Below are 17240 nucleotides of genomic sequence, written 5' to 3'. Positions count from 1 at the left end.
CGCTATTGTAAACCTTTATCGATATCTGGCAAATATTGTCATATCGCATTATTTCTTGGGAATTTTTAGATATAGCAAATTAATGAGAATTCTCGATTTATAACTATAAGGACAAAAGTTCTGCTATATTTTATCTGAGCTATTTTTTGGTTCAGGATATTACATGGCACTAGTCTGTGTCTCTCTTTTATTAACCCATTCGGATAGTCCTTATGACAATACCTCACACGGAAGTACTAGCAACATTATCTGCTGATATTGCTATCATCGGTGGCAGCGGTCTCTACCAAATGTCATCACTGACCAACAAACGCAGTGTGACGATACAGACGCCTTATGGCAGTCCATCTGATGATATTGTCTTAGGTGAGCTTGAGGGAGTGACCGTTGCTTTTTTGACGAGGCATGGTCAGGGACATAGACTGACGCCGTCTGAAGTGCCTTATCGAGCCAATATCTATGCGCTAAAAACGCTTGGGGTACGCTATATCGTATCCGTATCAGCAGTTGGCTCATTGCAAGCGCATCTTAAGCCATTAGACATGGTCATTCCAGATCAAATGATTGATATGACTAAGCAGCGAGCGAGTACTTTCTTTGGCGAAGGTGCCGTCGCTCATGTGTCGATGGCAGACCCACTATGCCCTGTCCTAGCAGACATCTTGACGCGCGCTTATGACCAAGCAAATATTGTAGAAGGTACCAACCATTCTAAAGCAACTTATGTCTGCATCGAAGGGCCTCAATTCTCAACTCGGGCAGAGTCAGAATGGTATCGTCAGATGCAGGCAGATATCATTGGCATGACCAATATGCCAGAAGCCAAGTTGGCTCGTGAAGCCAGTATTGCTTATGCCACCTTAGCTCTGGTGACGGATTTTGATTGTTGGCATCCGACGGAAGAAGCCGTCAGTGCCGACTATGCGATAAAAAACCTAATGAAAAATGCGGATAATGCTCAAAAAGTGATACAGGAAGCTGTTGCTTTGATTGCCGCTCAGCTGCCTGAGTCAATCGCTCACAATGCTCTTGCACAAGCATTGGTCACACCTATAGATGCGATGGACGAACATACCAAGATTAGACTGGCCGCCTTGCTAGCGTAATCTTGATACGTACTCTCCATCTTAAACTGACTACTACTAATCGGTTTAGTCTTAATCTGACTTCAATCAAGTCAAAAAAGGCCATTAACTAAAATAATGGCCTTTTCTATAATTTAGCATGTATATTCGAAATTTATACTAAATACATCACTTTGATATCAGCAACAACCGCCCAAGCCAGTTGCCAGCACCATAGGTTGAGTAAATGGCATTAACTCACCGCAGCCCGCAAAAATACCGTAGTGACGACTGTAATCACCGATAAACTCAAAATGCGGCGCAAAGCGTGATTCTTGCAGCATGCGAAACGTATTGCCACATACTGGGAATACCCGACCAGCTTCGATAGCATGATGTTTATCTAAATCAAACCGATGCGGGGACTGCTCGATAGTTCCTTTATATATCACCGCTTGTCCGTGATCTTCGCAAGCATCCTCAAGCGAGTCAATTTTAAATAAGCGGTAAGTTGCAGAGAAAAACTGAATATCACCAATTTTGGCCGCCAAAGCAGGATCTGTAATCTCAAGTGGGCGATCTTCAACCAAACGTATGTCTAAGAATCCTGCATCTCGTGACAAACGGTTAAAATCCTTCCAATATAACGCACCGCTCAAACACTCTCCATATAAAACGGGATCATCGATTAAGTGTTGCGGGATACGGCGATCGGCATAGACGTCAGAAAAATAAAACTCCCCACCAGGTTTCAGCAAACGCTGCACACTGGCCATGACCGCGGCTTTATCTGGTGATAGATTGATAACGCAGTTTGAGACGATAATATCAAAGCTATTAGCCTCAAGGTCTAGTTCATCTAGTTTCTCGATATAGCCATGCAAAAATGTCACATTATCATAACCGAACTTATCGACATGATAGGCTTGATGCTGTTTGGCAACGGCTAGCTGCTCATCGGTCATATCAACACCGACTACGTGGCCACTCTCGCCAACCAATTGTGCTAGTGCATAGACATCTCGGCCTGAGCCACTGCCCAAATCTAAAATTCGGCAACCTTCCAACAGTGCTGGACACACCAGACCGCAGCCATAATAACGACTCAATACTTCATCGTGAATGTTTGCGAGTAATAGCTTGAGCCACTCAGGCATATTGCTGATATCACAACAAGCCGAGGTCTTTAAATCATCGGTACTCTGTAACTCTTTGCCATAGTAATTTTGCACGACGTCATGCATAACAATATCCTTATTGAATGTGCCATCCAGTTAAAATTCTTAGTAAATCATCTTAGAATATACAACTACGTTGGTGAGTTTATTAATCCATTTTTCAATGAAGCGTTATCAGCTATTATCGACCTTAATATTGATGTAAGAATCTAGCCAGCCTGACGGCAAATGTACTAGATCTTTAGGCTCATCAATATCGTGCAAAGGGTCAAATAGTGCAAGTGTCCAGTCTAATGCCGCCATGCGCTGCTTGGTGACAGCGGCTACACTAGCCGTACTCCAAACAATGTCCGAAAACAGGCTGTCATTAACTTGTTTAAATCCTAACAACACATACCCACCATCAGTTGCTGGAATCATAACCGCATCGTGTTGATTTAGCTGCTGTACCGATGTCTGAATACGTGCTGTCGTAAGACTAGGACAGTCCGTACCAATTAACACAACCTTGTCAAAATGTTGCAATGCGCGCTGACTGGCTATCAACATACGCAAACCCAAATCCCCTTCGGCCTGCGCAGACCAGCGCAACGAGTCAGGCAAATCAAATGCTTGCCAGCATGGATCTGTTGGTGCTGGACTCATACATAGCTCAACGGAAAAACCAGTATCAATGGTCTGCTCAATACTATGCAGTAATAGTTGCCTTGCCATACGTGCAGCGCCATCTACCCCTAGCGCTGGCTGCAAACGGGTTTTTGCCTTATTGGGCGCTGGATATTTTGCAAACAGAATGATGCAGGTATCTTGCTGTCTTGCAGATGAATCAGCTGTCACTATGACGGTCTCTTAATTAGTCAAATGCACGAGGATGAACTCTTTCTTATCTTGTCTATCATGTTGATAAATCAAACAACTTCATGACTTATAATAACGTTGCTTTAAAACATTAGGCGATACGCCGCGCCAATAATCAAAGCGTAAATGCCACATCAAGAAAATCGTCCGCCATGTACCATGCTGCTGCCAACGCCGCGCTGAGGTCGTGACTTTACTTTTTAGACAAGCTGGTCGAGAAATTTTCTTTAGCCGTTTACACAGTTCTATATCTTCCATCAGTGGCTGATCAGGATAGCCACCAATCTGCTCGAACAAAGACTTTTTGATAAATATTGCTTGATCACCAGTGGCTATATCCATTAAGCGCGAGCGTTGATTTATCATTAATCCGACGATGCTTAACAATGGCTCATGACTATCTAAACGCACATTAAAACGTCCCCAATCGTACTGAGCTACTGCCTGCTGAACGTTATCTATCGCGTCAGCTGGCAGCTCGGTATCAGCATGTAAAAATAGCAGTACATCACCTGTTGCCAACATAGCGCCCGCATTCATTTGCTGAGCACGTCCTACGGTAGATTCGATAATATACCAATCAATGATTGATTGAGTAATCTCTGCATTTTTGAGCACACTCTTGGCGATAGCAACCGAACCATCCACTGAACCACCATCGACCAATATCACTTGTTGCGGTGCTGGATCGAGACGGACAATATGAGCCATAAGCTCAGGCAAGTTGTCCGCTTCATTTAATAATGGAACAATAATTGATAGGTTCAATGGATATACCGTCACGTTAATCAGCGAGTAACATTAAAAGCTGGCTTATTTTTTATTCAAATTCCAGTTGTAATCGGTATAGCTTATTTTTACCTTGCCTTGTTTGAGATCCGCTGTCTGAGCTTTGCTCAATCCTAATGATGAGCTATAACGACCTAAAAACCCCGCCAAATCTTTTGTACCGCGCCAGTTGGTTGCAAAGTCTTCTTTATACCATTTAAAAATTGGTGACACTCTTAGCGTATCGCCTTTAAGACTGTTGCGGCTACTGTCTGCTAAAAATTTAGACGTTGCCTGCTCTAATTGACTGTCTAAACGCTTGCCGGTAAAAGCATCATCTTGCAATGCAGGGCAACCGATACTGGCGCAATTGACCGCAAAGTGAATGCGCGGATCGTTGTAACGTTTAGAACCACGAATCAGGTTGTGCTCGATATCATCAAGTGATCGCGTCTTACCAAGTAGCGAAACAAACTCTTGCTTCCATGGTGACCCAAACAGTCCGCCAATATCTTTGATAGATTTGACGTTTGGATATTTCGTCAATACCAAATCAACCGTACCAGCGTTATAAACATTGATTAAAAATGCCAACTGCTCATTTTTACTCCAACGATTGAACTCTGATTGAGACACTTTGCTCGTCGCTTCTAGATAGCTTGTCAGCTTACTTTGATCTGTCTTCATGCCAGCATAATTGACCACTGAAGCTTTGCCACCGTTGGTCATGGTCACATGCTTATTTAATAAGCTATCCCAGCTCTGATGGTTAAAGTCAGCATGAGCGGCCACGCTTGCTAATAAAATAGTCGTAGCAATCACTGGTTGGGCGAAAAATGTCTTCGCTGAAAAGTTAGATACTGACATAAGGCTTACTCCGTTTATACTGATTGTTTTTTATCTATACCAAAAGTACTTATATTGAACGTACTTATATTAAAAGCACTTACATTAGAACGGCTAAGGCGTGTCTGCTAGCACTGGCTCTACTGCCTCTTCTTCTAACGCGCCGCCACAACTACTGCCCTGTCCTGCTGTACAGCCATAGCAGTGGTCAGCAATGGCAATGTCATCACCAGACGGGTTTTGCGTTAACAAATCACTTAGGTGTCGCCGTGACTTGTTTGGGACAGGTATCTCTAACTGCTGATTGAAATCACAATCAAACAGCTCACCCAACCAATTGACACTAATGGTCGAACGGCACATAACCTCGGCTAAATTGGCAGCCATATAATTAGCTTTGAGCAAATCCATATACGGGTGGAACTGGTTTTTTGCCAACAGCACCGCCCCAAAACGCTGAATCGGCATATTGGTTAGGGCAAATAAATGATTAAACTCAATATCAAAGTGCGCTTTTAACTCACGCTTATAGTCTGCTTCAAGCTGTTGTTGATTGGGCGGCAGCGTCGCGCCTTGTGGGTTGTAAACCAAGTTTAATGTTAAATTTGAATCAGGCTTGCCGTACCCTAACTGATTGAGCTTCTGTAATCCTAATATACTGTCGTCAAACGCGCCTTTACCGCGCTGTTTGTCTACATTTTCTAAGGAATAACAAGGCAAAGAAGCCACCACTTCCACTTGGTTATCTGCTAGAAACTGCGCCATACCCTCATAACCCTCTTCCATAAGGATAGTCAGATTACAGCGGTCTATTACTTTGACACCTAATGCCCGAGCGGCCTTAACCAAATACTTAAAATCCTCATGCATTTCAGGCGCACCGCCGGTCAAATCAAGCGTATCGATGTTTTGTGCTTGCAACGCCTCTGGTATCAACTCAACCAACTCACGTGACATCATCTCGGTACGATAAGGACTGGCAGCCACATGACAGTGCACGCAGGACATATTACATAAGTAGCCCATATTGACTTGTAATATCGTCAATTGACGTCGTTTTATCGCTGGAAAATCAGTATGCTCAAGTAACTCGATAGTTGATTTCATGGTGGTCTAAAATCCTGTTAGCAGTACAACTAAAAAAGGATAGCAAAGTGATATTAAAGATTAGAAAACAAAGTTAGCGCATTGCTTTTACTATTTATTTTTAAGATTTACAACGTAAAACCTACTTTCTCATTTTACGGTTTATCTAATCAATCATACCTGATTATCAATAAGCATTGACAACTAATCATATGGATTTTATAGTTTATTCCAAATGAGCATTAACCCTCGTTAGTTCTTATCAGCTTCGATGAATTGCTTATCAATATACTTCTTGAGATGCCATACCCAGCGGCCTTGTAGGTTTACATTACCCCAACTACCGATGGCATATTTGTCACCGCAAGACAGCAGATATAGCGTGCGCGACTTTGGCTGATAGCTCTTCATTACGTTGTCACCCAGATAGGCCAATAAGTTATCAGCTTCGACAGCACCACCATGCACCGAGTGAACCCCTGAGTGCGCCACATATTTATCGACTCGTGTCGCCACATCACCAACCGCAAACACATTAGGATAAGAGACGCTCTGTTGTTTATCGTTTACCGCGATAAACCCATCACCTTCGATTTCTAAATCCGTCGAAGCCGTCCATGCCGACCCTATGACGCCAGTCGCAGCGATGACAGCATTCATTGGCAATGATTTATAGGTGGTCGATAATTTACCGTCACGATAATCGCTCGCTCGTTCTCGAACTATCGTAATGTCATGACGATGTAACTGCTTAATAACCCGCTGTCGAAAGCCCGAATTAAACCCTGACAATAGATTCTCACCACATACTAATGTCACTTGGTGATTACGATTGATATTCCGTAACGCAACTTGGGCTGCCATAACCAACTCTATGGCCGCAGCGCCTGCCCCGATAATAGCCAATTGATACTTTTCAGATGATTGGGCATCCTTCAAAATCCGCTGCCATTGGGTAATAAACGTTGATAATGGTCGTATGGCAATTACGTCGGTATTAGCATCTCTATCATCATTATCGCTTCTATAATCGTTCTGGCCTTTATGGTCACGTAGCCAACGCATGTCTGTATCTGCCCCAGTATTTAAAGACAAGACATCGTAGTCAAAATCCGTTTGTTCATCGCCTGTCGTAACCACCTTGTTTGACGCTGCGTTTACTTTTACAAGCGACTGCTGAATAAAGCGTACGCCTGCTCGTACACAAAGCGATTTGATATCAATACTGATATCATGCAGCTGATAATGTCCTGCCATCCAACCCGGTAACATGCCAGAATAGATGGTTTGCGGTTGTTCACTAATTAAGTGAATGTCTGCATCTATCGTATCGGTATCCTTTAAACGCGCTGTGCCAAGTCGGCGCAACATGCCAATGTGAGCATGACCTGCGCCTGCCAATAGTAATGTCTTTTTCGATGAAAATTTTGTCATAGATGATTTTATCAAGGCGGTTGGTTACTGTTAGTGTTTGATGGAATATTGATTGATATAAATGACTTTAAAAACTCATTTAAAAGTATCATATAAATAAGACCAGTCTGTTGCGGGCAAACAGTAAGAGCGTAAATGGCTTGTATGTGGCTTATATAGACTCAGCGATAGTCACTGCGTCAACCGTTATTAGTAGAATGAGATTTTGTATAACTGAATTAAAATCATAAAATAAGGTGAAATTATTTATCATCGCCCAGTACAATAGGACATTATAAGAGCCGCAGGATAAATTGCGCTGCTTGACCCATTATTTGAGAAACATCGTCAAAACCGTTAATGAAAATTATAAGTAATCAAGGAACATTACATGAGTACCAATATCGATACCAGTAACGATCACATTTTGTCTTCTGACAATATTCACTATTTGCATCATGACTTTTTTGAACCAAGTAGCAAAGACGTCGAGATTAGCGCGACTTTACTGATTGTGCATGGCATGGCAGAGCACAGCGGTCGCTATAGCGATTTTGCACAGTTTTTGGCAGATAATGGTATCGCTGTGGCGACTTATGACCATTTGGGTCATGGACAGACGATCAAGACTGAGGCCGATCTTGGTTTTTTTGGTGAGGAGCATCCGGTACAGTCACTTTTGAAAGACGTGATTGTAATGGCCGATAGCCTAAAAAATCGTCATCCAGACGTCCCGCATTTTGTGATGGGTCACTCGATGGGCTCATTTATCGTGCGCAATGTACTCAAGCATCATGCGCATAATTTCACAGGCGCCATTCTAATGGGTTCCGCAGACGCCAACCCACTGGCTAAGGTTTTATTACCTATTAACAAGCTACTGGCCAGAGTCGCCCCACGACAACCGAATACAGTTTTTGCCAAGGTGATGAACAAAGTCCTTAACAGCCAACTATCTGATCGCAATTCTTCCTCACAGTTTGCGTGGCTCAGTGAAAATACCGCAAACATTGAAGCCTATGAAGCCGATCCTAAGACTGGTTTTGACTTTACCAATAATGGCTTTATGACATTGTTTACGCTCATGGATACTGGACTAAATAAAAATTGGGCTACCACTATTGCCAAAAACTTCCCGATGCTGTTTATCAGCGGTGAAGATGATCCGATTGGTGAAATGGGTCGCGGTATACGTAGGGTTGTCACGCGTCTGGACAAGCGTCATTTCAGTCATGTCGATATTCAGCTGTATCCTAATATGCGTCATGAAGTGCTGCACGAAAAGGATAAACAGACCGTTTATCAAGATATTTTAGAATGGATAGAGACCAACACGACAGACGATTAAATCATGATAAAGGAGTCGTTTTGAGAGGATATTTAAAAACGACTCCTTTAATATTGTCATAATAAGACCCTCAACGCGTTTGCTAAAAGTGGGCAAATTAGCGACAATACGGCAAGCAAGTTTTTGGACCAAGCCATACCTTGAATTTTCTTTAGGCTGGGTCATATAAGTCTTTAACCATAACATTAAGATCACCCTCCCTTTCATTCATTTTAGGAACCTTTATGTCATTACAACAAACCATCGAACAAGCTTTTGAAAACCGCAATGAATACAGCCCAGCTAATATGCCACAAGACGTGCGTGATGCTATCAATCAAGTACTTGAGCAACTAGATAACGGTAGCCTGCGCGTAGCAGAAAAGAAAGATGGCGAATGGGTTGTCAATCAGTGGGCCAAAAAAGCCGTACTATTGTCTTTCCGTCTAAACGACAACTACGTTCAAGCTGCTGGCGAACATGTACAGTTCTATGACAAAGTACCGACTAAATTTGCTAACTGGACCGAAGCACAGTTTAAAGAAGCAGGCGTACGCGTTGTACCGCCAGCTGTCGCGCGTAGAGGTTCATTCATCGCAGCAGGCGCAGTATTGATGCCGTCATACGTCAACATCGGCGCCTATGTTGATCAAGGCGCGATGGTTGATACATGGGCGACTGTTGGTTCATGTGCTCAAATCGGTAAAAACGTGCATTTATCAGGCGGCGTTGGCATCGGTGGCGTATTAGAGCCATTGCAAGCAAACCCTACTATCATCGAAGACAACTGCTTCATCGGTGCACGCTCTGAAATCGTTGAAGGCGTTATCGTTGAAGAAGGCGCGGTCATCTCTATGGGTGTCTATATCGGTCAATCAACGCGCATCTATGATCGCGAGACTGGCGAGATTCATCGTGGCCGTGTACCAGCAGGTTCTGTTGTCGTACCAGGTAGCTTACCGTCAGAAGATGGCACGCACAGCTTGTACGCTGCTATCATCGTGAAAAAAGTTGATGCGCAAACTCGTGCAAAAACATCAGTAAACGAGCTATTACGCTTAGCCTAAATATTTGGCAAGTACCGTTGTTTATTGAATAATATTGTTTTATATGAAGATGCTGGAGTATGACTCCAGCATCTTTTTTGCAGCTTAATATAACGCGTTACGTTATAATCCTCTTTTAGTTTGTCTTTATACAAACACAAAATCATTCGTACCATCCCCTGCCTTTTTATTACGATTGATAAGCGCTTCATCGCCTTATCGACCTTTAACTGTATTTGAAATATTATGAGTGAATCATCATTACGCACCGCCGCTATCCCTGTCACTGACCCTGAAGCAGGGTTGCGTCTGACTGAGATTTTTTATTCCTTACAAGGTGAAGCAATCACTTCAGGCTTGCCGACGATATTTGTGCGTCTAACAGGCTGTCCGCTGCGCTGCGTCTATTGTGATACCGAATATGCTTTTACTGGCGGCGAACGACAATCATTAGAAACCATTATAGAAACCATCAAGAGTTATCCGTGCAAGCGTATCTGTCTGACGGGCGGTGAGCCGCTAGCACAGCCAAATGCCATTGAATTGATGAAACGTTTGCTGAGCGATGGGTATGAGATATCCCTTGAGACCGCAGGCGCGCTCACGGTAGAAAACGTGCCAGCAGCAGTCAGTAAGGTAATGGATCTCAAAACGCCAAGCTCAGGCGAAGTCGATAAAAATCTATGGTCAAACCTCGACTATCTCACTCAGCATGACCAAATCAAGTTTGTCATTATGAATCGTACAGATTACGACTGGGCAAAAGCTAAATTGACCGAGTATAAGCTAAACGAATTGGTCGGTACGGTATGGTTCTCTCCGATGTTTAATGTCGCAGATGATATCGATGAACAGCTCAGCCCTGAAGTACCTGTATTGGCGCGCGAGCTAGCAGAATGGATGTTGGCTGATGCCTTACCAGTTCGCTTTCAGCTGCAATTACATAAGATCATTTGGGCAGATGCCAAAGGCAAGTAACTATCAGCAAGTAACAAACAAAAAGTGCGAACACGTTGATTGCCATGGATAAGGTAGCGGTATGATCAAACTCATTTTATTGGGCTTGCTAGCAGGTGCGTTTTTTAGCTCAACATTTATATTAAATGAGCTTATGAGTAGCGCAGGTGGACATTGGTTTTGGTCAGCGAGTCTGCGCTATGTCTTTATGCTATTGATTATCACCGCCGTTATTACGATGCAACATGGCTTTGGTCGTATTAAAGCGCTAATGAGAATTTTTCTACAGCATTGGGGCTTTTGGTGCATTACTGGCAGTATTGGGTTTGGACTGTTTTACACCGGTATTTGCTATGCCGCAGATCATGTTGCGGGATGGGTAGTAGCGGCTACCTTTATGTTTACCGTCGTCACCAGTTTGCTTGTGCTATTGGCATTTGGTCAACGTTTTGATAAAAAATTCATCGTATATGCTGTCATTGTTTTTATCGGTGTAGCACTCGTCAATATCAGTGAAGGTCTGCATGCTGCCTCTATAACTGACGCTGTTCCAATGTCTGACATGCTTCTTTACGGTGCGCTACCTGCTCTTGTCGCTGCTTTTAGCTACCCAATTGGCAACCAGCTGGTTTGGCAGGCTTCTCATAATGCCCGCCAGCGCAATACTGAACTACAGAAGGCCGCAGAGTTGAACGCTCAACGAGCTAGCATCAGTATTGGTATTGATATCAGTGAGCAGAGTGAACCGCTCATATCCGAAGCTTATGATTTGCCAGCTACGACATATGATGCTACCGACCTCGATAGCGTACTTCAAAGTAACAACACTGCGGCAACCTCATCCCTACAAAATCTAATTGCTCGTATTCCTTCTATCGAAACCACGCTACTGCAAAATGCCTTTAACAAAGTGTGGCTAATGACTCTTGGGTGTTTGCCATTTTGGCTGTTTTTGGGCATTATAGTGCGCCCTGACCAGCCCCACCCCTCACAAATAATCAATACGTTGCTCGTTGCTCTATTGGCAGGCGTGGCAGCGACCACTATATTTCTGTATGCGCGCGAGCAAGCTGTTACTTCAAGCGAGGTTGCAGGCGTTGACTCAACCCAAGCCAGTGAAGTTATCTTTGCTTTGATTGGGGGTATATTATTATTAGATAACGCCATACCTTCGGCGATGGGACTGTTCGGTATAGGGCTAATTATTGTAGGGCTGATATTATTTGCAAAAGATGGCTAAATAACACTACGCCTATTTCGTCAAATTTATACATTGAATAGCCACCTAAAAAACACCTATCACTTTGATGATCTCGATTTGGCAATATAACCATGGGTAATGCTTTGATTTTTCCTGATATTCTATTATATTTATTGGACATGGTTGGCATTATTGCCTGCGCGATTGCAGGGACCTTGCTTGCGCAGCATAAAGGCTTCGATATTGCTGGTTGTATCTTGGTGGCGATGGTCAATGCCATCGGCGGTGGTACATTACGTGATATGGCTCTAGACCGCCATCCTCTATTTTGGATGACCGACCTTAATTACGTGATTGTTATCACCGTGACCTCCCTTATCTTACAAGTATTTTTTCATCTTTATCATAAAATCGATAATGCGCTAAAGCTTTTTGATGCCATTGGACTGGCCGCTTTTAGTGTGATTGGTTTCAAGGTAGCCTTAACCCTAGACATGTCTCCCCTTATTGCTATTATGATGGGTGTCTGGACTGCCATTATCGGTGGTTTGCTACGTGATATCATCTGTAATGAGATCCCGCTGGTACTACAGCGTGAGATTTATATTACTGCCAGTATCGCAGGGTCTGTGACGTATTTATGCTTACAGTATTTTGGAGTCGGTGCCAGTCTCAACGAATTTATTATGCTGTTTGTCATCTTTGCAGTACGTATGCTCGCGCTCAGGTTCGACTGGCATCTGCCTTCTATTCGACTCGTAGACTGATTGATTGAGCAAGACTCTACTTAGATAGCCTTTGTTTGACTGACAATAATTGAAAATAGTGAGAACTGCCCATGTTGGCTATCGTATTGGACCCTACCGTACTGATCACTACTTTTGACCCACGCTCTTTGATATATTTCTTCGATATGATTGGTATCATCGCCTGTAGCGTCTCGGGAACAATACTTGCCAAGCACAAAAACTTCGATGTCTTCGGCTGTCTACTCGTGTCTATCGTTACTGCTATCGGCGGCGGCACGGTACGTGATGTCATTCTGGATCGCCATCCGTTATTTTGGATGGTAGATATGAGCTATCTGACCCTTATTACGATTTCATCACTAGCGATGCAGATATTTTTTCATCCAAACTCAAGACGAGTGGATAAGTTCCTCAAACTCTCTGACACCATTGGTCTGTCAGCATTTACACTGATCGGTATCAAAGTCGCTGATAGTATGGGTGCCAATGTACCTGTAGCGCTGTTATTAGGTGTGATTACCATCGTGGTTGGTGGCATCATTCGCGATATGATTTGCAATGAGATTCCATTGGTACTACAGCAAGAGATTTATATCACGGCAGCGTTGACAGGTGGGGTTCTGTACTTTGCTCTAAAGAATTTAGGCGTGACAGATTGGGTAGCTGACATCTCTACGATGAGTACGATTTTTACTTTGCGGATGCTAGCTATTCGTTACGATTGGCAGTTCCCCACATTAGAGTGGAAATACTGATATTAGGACGTGTCTTCATTTCAATAATACTAACGCGCCCATATTTGAGCGCGTTTAGTATTATCGGTTTGACATTGTCGCTTTACCCTTGCTCTACCACAGCCAAATCTTTGACCATCAACTGTAAGCTTTGTTTGCCATTCCATTCATTGATGTCTAGCTGAAATAACAAATGGACTTGCTTAGCACGGTAATCCCACGCCTCATTATCGAAGTTAAAGCAAATTGCCTCTATCGGATATTGAACGTCTGGATAGCGCAGCGATAACTTAAGATGTTTGTCTTTTAAAATCTTGAAGCTCAGTACCTCAAACACACCGTCAAATATCGGTGGCGCAAATCCATGACCCCAGATACTGGCATCGGCTAAATGCTCAGCAAACCATAAGCTAAAGTCACTCGCTTGCAAAGGTCCATCGGTGAATTTTTGCTCTGCAAATACCTCATCATCCATCTGCGCCATCACTTCATTAAAAGCTGTGACAAATGCCTCAAAGTTGCGGCGCTTGAGGGTTAAACCAGCCGCCATCGCGTGCCCGCCGAAATGACTGATTAAGTCTGGATAACGCTCAGCAACTTGTTCAATCGCATCACGAATATGTACGCCGGCGATAGAACGTGCAGAACCTTTAATAGCACTATCTTCATCTGTTTGTTCAGTGTCTGCTGGTGCAAAAACGATACTGGGTAAATAATGGCTTTCTTTTAGGCGACCAGCGACAATGCCGATGACTCCTTGATGCCAATCGTCTTGGTACAGAATAATACTACGCGCACCTGAATTGCTGGCTTTAGAAGTAGAGACAGCTTGAGTAATTGTGTCATCGTTACTCGCATTGTTGTCGCTATCACCACTCACACTTTCATCGCTATTAGCTTCAGAGGCCAGTGCTTGTACGATACTATCGGCTTGCGTACGCATCTCGCCCTCTACACGACGACGCGTACGATTCAGCTGCTCAAGCTCTTGTGCCAAACGTTGTGCAGTACTCCAGTCTTCAGTCAATAAGCACTCGATACCAATTCGCATATTATCCATACGCCCAGCAGCATTGATACGTGGGCCTAATACAAAACCGAAATCCTGTGCATGAAGCTGTTTGGGATCACGGCCCGCTTGCTCAAGCAATGCCAATATTCCCATACAGCAGCGGCCTTGACGAATAGCTGATAATCCGTGATGTACCAAGATGCGGTTGTTTTTATCCAGTACCCCAACATCTGCAATCGTCCCAAGTGCGACCAAATCCAAATATTGACTCACCTGTACAGTAGACTTGCCAGCTTCGCGGCGTAGCTTTGCTAAGCGTCCGAGCACATAAAATGCGACTCCAACTCCTACCAATGCTTTACTAGCAAAGTCACAACCTAGCTGATTGGGATTGACTACCGCTTCTGCAGGTGGCGTCTCTTTGGTCGTGAGATGATGGTCAGTAATAATCACCGTGATACCATCAGCTTGGGCGCGTGCCACCCCTTCATGACTTGAGATACCATTATCAACCGTCACTATCACGTCTGGCTGAAAAGTCTCAATACCTAACTCGACAATCTCTGGCGTCAGGCCATAACCGTACTTAAAACGATCTGGTACTAGGAAATCAACGACCGCACCCATCTTTGTGAGCGCGCGCATCATTAAGGCTGTACTGGTGGCACCATCACAGTCAAAGTCACCAACGATCAAGATACGCTGACGCTCATCAATGGCCACATCTAATAAGCGCACGGCTTCTGTGACACCGTGTAGGGCCTCAGCAGGCAATAGACCTGATAGGCTAGTCTCCAGCTCATCAGGCGCAGTGATACCTCGCCCTGCATACAGACGGGCAAGCGTGAATGATTGAGCGGCAAATGGTTGCAGCGCGGCGGGCAACTCGTCGATGCGAGTGCTAGTATAACGGGGGTTTAAATTTAGCATGAGGGTATTCTACTGGCTTTAGTAGAGGCTCACAATGACAATTTATACTACCTTTGTATATCATTAGGCATTGTGCAACCTGATGAATGATGCCCATATATTAGTGATAATTCAGACTGCCATTTTTATAGCTTATACAAACCACCTTCATTTAATCACTTACAAAAAAGGTGCACAGTGTGAGTAATTTCATTCATTTTGCTACAAAGCAATGATTGTAAGCCACGCATAAATCCATAAAATAGTAAGCAACTGAAGGATTTGTTATCTATTGAACTTTTTATCATTTATATTTTAATTATTTATAAGGACACTTTATGAAAACCACGCCACTTGCTGAAAAACTTCCAAATACTATCGACCCTAACCTAGACCTTGATAAAGTTAAAAAAGAATGTCAGGGAATGGTAAAAAGACGCGCTAGAGTTTCTGCTGGTGTAGCGGTTGTGCCAGTACCATTTTTTGATGTGGCAGTTGACGCGGGCATGTTGACGCAGTTGATTCCAGAAATTAGTGAGCGTTTCGGTCTCATTGAAGACCGTCAGTCAGCCATTAACTTGGAATCTCGCGAAGTGCACTGGAGCGCAGTAAAAGATCGTACGGTAGATTTCGCTGGTCTAATGGCAACACGTGGCATTGTCAAAAAAACCATTCAGGGCTTTGGTGGTCGTATCGCTGCCAAACAAGTGACCAAGTTTATCCCACTTGGCGGTCAATTGGTTGCTGCAACGATGGGCTATACGATTTTTAAGAAAATTGCTAATGATCATATCAATGAATGCTATAAATTGGCAAAAGATATTCAGCAAAAAGAACATGGCAAAAATGTGTAAATAAGCCGAATAGCCTAGTCTATATCAAGCCAGTTAAGTGATTACTTAGCTGGCTTTTTTGTGGTTTATACAAATAGGTTATAGAGTTCTAAAATAAAATGCGCTTGTGGTTAATGATGTCATTGCTAGGTTTTACTGATAATATACAGCTTTATTTATGACAGACACCTTAAAGGACTAACTTATGAAAAAAATCTTGGCTTCAACGATGATGCTAGCGACTTTTGCCTTGGCGGGATGTACCACAACAGGTGCGACAAACAATGGTACAGGTACAGCAATCGGTACCGCAAATGAGATTGGCATGAATGTTTTTAGAGCTGCGATCGACAACCAATGCCGTAGCCAAATTGAAAAACAAAACGCGTGGCGTGTTGCAAGCGTCGCCATGACAGAAGCACAGCAAGAATCTGTTAAAACCAATGTTTGTGGCTGCGTCAGTGAGCAAGCACCGCAGCAAGTAACGATTGTTGAGCTGGGCAATGCCGCGATTGACTCTCAGTACCGTACTCAGTTAGTTGCACAAGTCGTCGCCAAATCTTTACAGAGCTGCTATACAAGATTTGTTCAATAGAACAATCAAATAATTCGTTAGAATAAAAAATAATAAAAAGGGTGCGTTATACATAACGCACCCTTTTTATTGCTAATAGATTAGTTCAGTTCTTAGCCTAAAATTTATTTGTGTCAGCTGGTTGAGACGTTATAGAAGCAGTAAAAGGTAATGATTGGCTACGACGGAAATACTTCGAGGTGCTATCAATAATTTTATCTACCTCCTTAATTAAATCATTAATCACGTCATCGTAAATACCATGATATAGCTCTTTTTCAAATGCTGTAAATGGGTGTTTGCGCGACGCTGAACCCACCTCAGTGACACCATCTTTACTATAAAAAATATCTACGCGACCATCACTATTCAACACACAATTTAATAGTCCACCTTCAATTTCCATCTCTACGCGTTCTGGCATAAAAATATAGTCATCTACATTGATAAGCTTTTTTTCTACTTCTCGTTTAAAAAATGATTTGATATCGAACATAGGTACATCCCTAACTTTATAATTATAAGATACGTGAGCATGCCGAGCACTGTGACTGTTACCCAGTATTCATCTGTGTGATTAACGGGTCATGCTTTACTCAGTTATCCTATAAGATAGCGTTAGATTAGTTAAGGTGCGATATGTAAAACTGCGTTTGATGTTGGTAAAAATGTGCGATTGATTTTG

17 protein-coding genes are annotated in these 17240 nt (G+C 43.2%); 9 read left to right on the top strand and 8 right to left on the bottom strand.

Annotation, left to right across the window (positions count from 1 at the left end):
* Positions 1-212: 212 nt before the first annotated feature.
* Positions 213-1106, top strand: a complete 894-nt coding sequence (mtnP, locus tag CXF61_RS08225; RefSeq protein ID WP_165597854.1) for an S-methyl-5'-thioadenosine phosphorylase — start codon at positions 213-215, stop codon at positions 1104-1106.
* A 158-nt stretch (positions 1107-1264) separates the two neighbouring features.
* Here the strand turns inward: mtnP and CXF61_RS08220 are convergent, their stop codons facing one another.
* The 6 genes from CXF61_RS08220 to CXF61_RS08195 form a co-directional block, all read right to left on the bottom strand.
* The gene (locus CXF61_RS08220; protein ID WP_165597853.1) at positions 1265-2308 is read right to left on the bottom strand and encodes a methyltransferase domain-containing protein; all 1044 of its coding nucleotides are present in this window, start codon (positions 2306-2308) and stop codon (positions 1265-1267) included.
* Between the two features lie 108 nt (positions 2309-2416).
* Positions 2417-3079 (bottom strand): TIGR04282 family arsenosugar biosynthesis glycosyltransferase, encoded by a 663-nt coding sequence (locus tag CXF61_RS08215; RefSeq protein ID WP_165597852.1) that lies wholly within the window; start codon positions 3077-3079, stop codon positions 2417-2419.
* Between the two features lie 81 nt (positions 3080-3160).
* Positions 3161-3868 (bottom strand): TIGR04283 family arsenosugar biosynthesis glycosyltransferase, encoded by a 708-nt coding sequence (locus tag CXF61_RS08210; RefSeq protein WP_227526633.1) that lies wholly within the window; start codon positions 3866-3868, stop codon positions 3161-3163.
* 45 nt (positions 3869-3913) lie between these two features.
* On the bottom strand, positions 3914-4735 hold the full coding sequence (locus tag CXF61_RS08205; protein ID WP_165597850.1) for a DUF547 domain-containing protein: 822 nt from the start codon (positions 4733-4735) through the stop codon (positions 3914-3916).
* A 93-nt stretch (positions 4736-4828) separates the two neighbouring features.
* Entirely contained in the window at positions 4829-5821 is a 993-nt protein-coding gene (arsS, locus tag CXF61_RS08200) for an arsenosugar biosynthesis radical SAM (seleno)protein ArsS (RefSeq protein WP_165597849.1), read from the bottom strand.
* 231 nt (positions 5822-6052) lie between these two features.
* A complete protein-coding gene (locus CXF61_RS08195; RefSeq protein ID WP_165597848.1) occupies positions 6053-7234 on the bottom strand; it encodes an FAD-dependent oxidoreductase in 1182 nt (393 codons plus the stop codon).
* Positions 7235-7604: 370 nt separating this feature from the next.
* Between CXF61_RS08195 and CXF61_RS08190 the strand changes: the two genes are divergently transcribed.
* From CXF61_RS08190 to CXF61_RS08165, 6 genes are all read left to right on the top strand, one after another.
* Positions 7605-8561, top strand: coding sequence for an alpha/beta fold hydrolase (locus CXF61_RS08190; protein WP_165597847.1), 957 nt, complete (start codon positions 7605-7607; stop codon positions 8559-8561).
* A 224-nt stretch (positions 8562-8785) separates the two neighbouring features.
* The gene (gene dapD, locus CXF61_RS08185) at positions 8786-9607 is read left to right on the top strand and encodes a 2,3,4,5-tetrahydropyridine-2,6-dicarboxylate N-succinyltransferase (RefSeq protein ID WP_057760881.1); all 822 of its coding nucleotides are present in this window, start codon (positions 8786-8788) and stop codon (positions 9605-9607) included.
* A 225-nt stretch (positions 9608-9832) separates the two neighbouring features.
* The gene (gene queE / locus CXF61_RS08180) at positions 9833-10564 is read left to right on the top strand and encodes a 7-carboxy-7-deazaguanine synthase QueE (RefSeq protein ID WP_165597846.1); all 732 of its coding nucleotides are present in this window, start codon (positions 9833-9835) and stop codon (positions 10562-10564) included.
* A 61-nt stretch (positions 10565-10625) separates the two neighbouring features.
* Positions 10626-11783: a multidrug resistance efflux transporter family protein gene (locus CXF61_RS08175; protein WP_165597845.1), complete on the top strand. Its 1158-nt coding sequence runs from the start codon at positions 10626-10628 to the stop codon at positions 11781-11783.
* Between the two features lie 92 nt (positions 11784-11875).
* Positions 11876-12511, top strand: a complete 636-nt coding sequence (locus CXF61_RS08170; protein ID WP_114700336.1) for a trimeric intracellular cation channel family protein — start codon at positions 11876-11878, stop codon at positions 12509-12511.
* 71 nt (positions 12512-12582) lie between these two features.
* A complete protein-coding gene (locus CXF61_RS08165; RefSeq protein ID WP_057760888.1) occupies positions 12583-13248 on the top strand; it encodes a trimeric intracellular cation channel family protein in 666 nt (221 codons plus the stop codon).
* A gap of 82 nt (positions 13249-13330) precedes the next feature.
* Here CXF61_RS08165 and recJ read toward each other — a convergent pair whose 3' ends face one another.
* Positions 13331-15169, bottom strand: coding sequence for a single-stranded-DNA-specific exonuclease RecJ (gene recJ / locus CXF61_RS08160; protein WP_165597844.1), 1839 nt, complete (start codon positions 15167-15169; stop codon positions 13331-13333).
* Between the two features lie 317 nt (positions 15170-15486).
* On the opposite strand from recJ, the gene CXF61_RS08155 reads away from it, so the two are divergent.
* Both CXF61_RS08155 and CXF61_RS08150 read left to right on the top strand, forming a co-directional pair.
* On the top strand, positions 15487-16002 hold the full coding sequence (locus CXF61_RS08155) for a hypothetical protein (RefSeq protein ID WP_057760892.1): 516 nt from the start codon (positions 15487-15489) through the stop codon (positions 16000-16002).
* A 184-nt stretch (positions 16003-16186) separates the two neighbouring features.
* Positions 16187-16576 carry a hypothetical protein gene (locus CXF61_RS08150; protein WP_165597843.1) on the top strand — a complete coding sequence of 130 codons (390 nt, stop codon included), beginning with the start codon at positions 16187-16189 and terminating at the stop codon, positions 16574-16576.
* A gap of 97 nt (positions 16577-16673) precedes the next feature.
* Here CXF61_RS08150 and CXF61_RS08145 read toward each other — a convergent pair whose 3' ends face one another.
* Positions 16674-17051, bottom strand: coding sequence for a hypothetical protein (locus tag CXF61_RS08145; RefSeq protein ID WP_165597842.1), 378 nt, complete (start codon positions 17049-17051; stop codon positions 16674-16676).
* Between the last annotated feature and the right edge of the window lie 189 nt (positions 17052-17240).

It is taken from the genome of Psychrobacter sp. 4Dc, from assembly GCF_002836715.1.
In the GTDB taxonomy this organism is placed as follows: Bacteria; Pseudomonadota; Gammaproteobacteria; order Pseudomonadales; family Moraxellaceae; genus Psychrobacter.
Note: the sequence above shows the minus strand (reverse complement) of the source record. Positions and strands in the feature narration are given on the sequence as shown.

What these genes read in the sequence shown, in the direction of transcription:
- CXF61_RS08220 (WP_165597853.1), bottom strand. Translation starts at nt 2,308, where the DNA reads ATGCATGACGTCGTGCAAAATTACTATGGCAAAGAGTTACAGAGTACC.
- CXF61_RS08170 (WP_114700336.1), top strand. Translation starts at nt 11,876, where the DNA reads ATGGGTAATGCTTTGATTTTTCCTGATATTCTATTATATTTATTGGAC.
- CXF61_RS08165 (WP_057760888.1), top strand. Translation starts at nt 12,583, where the DNA reads ATGTTGGCTATCGTATTGGACCCTACCGTACTGATCACTACTTTTGAC.
- dapD (WP_057760881.1), top strand. Translation starts at nt 8,786, where the DNA reads ATGTCATTACAACAAACCATCGAACAAGCTTTTGAAAACCGCAATGAA.
- CXF61_RS08150 (WP_165597843.1), top strand. Translation starts at nt 16,187, where the DNA reads ATGAAAAAAATCTTGGCTTCAACGATGATGCTAGCGACTTTTGCCTTG.
- mtnP (WP_165597854.1), top strand. Translation starts at nt 213, where the DNA reads ATGACAATACCTCACACGGAAGTACTAGCAACATTATCTGCTGATATT.
- CXF61_RS08205 (WP_165597850.1), bottom strand. Translation starts at nt 4,735, where the DNA reads ATGTCAGTATCTAACTTTTCAGCGAAGACATTTTTCGCCCAACCAGTG.
- queE (WP_165597846.1), top strand. Translation starts at nt 9,833, where the DNA reads ATGAGTGAATCATCATTACGCACCGCCGCTATCCCTGTCACTGACCCT.
- arsS (WP_165597849.1), bottom strand. Translation starts at nt 5,821, where the DNA reads ATGAAATCAACTATCGAGTTACTTGAGCATACTGATTTTCCAGCGATA.
- recJ (WP_165597844.1), bottom strand. Translation starts at nt 15,169, where the DNA reads ATGCTAAATTTAAACCCCCGTTATACTAGCACTCGCATCGACGAGTTG.
- CXF61_RS08155 (WP_057760892.1), top strand. Translation starts at nt 15,487, where the DNA reads ATGAAAACCACGCCACTTGCTGAAAAACTTCCAAATACTATCGACCCT.
- CXF61_RS08145 (WP_165597842.1), bottom strand. Translation starts at nt 17,051, where the DNA reads ATGTTCGATATCAAATCATTTTTTAAACGAGAAGTAGAAAAAAAGCTT.
- CXF61_RS08195 (WP_165597848.1), bottom strand. Translation starts at nt 7,234, where the DNA reads ATGACAAAATTTTCATCGAAAAAGACATTACTATTGGCAGGCGCAGGT.
- CXF61_RS08190 (WP_165597847.1), top strand. Translation starts at nt 7,605, where the DNA reads ATGAGTACCAATATCGATACCAGTAACGATCACATTTTGTCTTCTGAC.
- CXF61_RS08175 (WP_165597845.1), top strand. Translation starts at nt 10,626, where the DNA reads ATGATCAAACTCATTTTATTGGGCTTGCTAGCAGGTGCGTTTTTTAGC.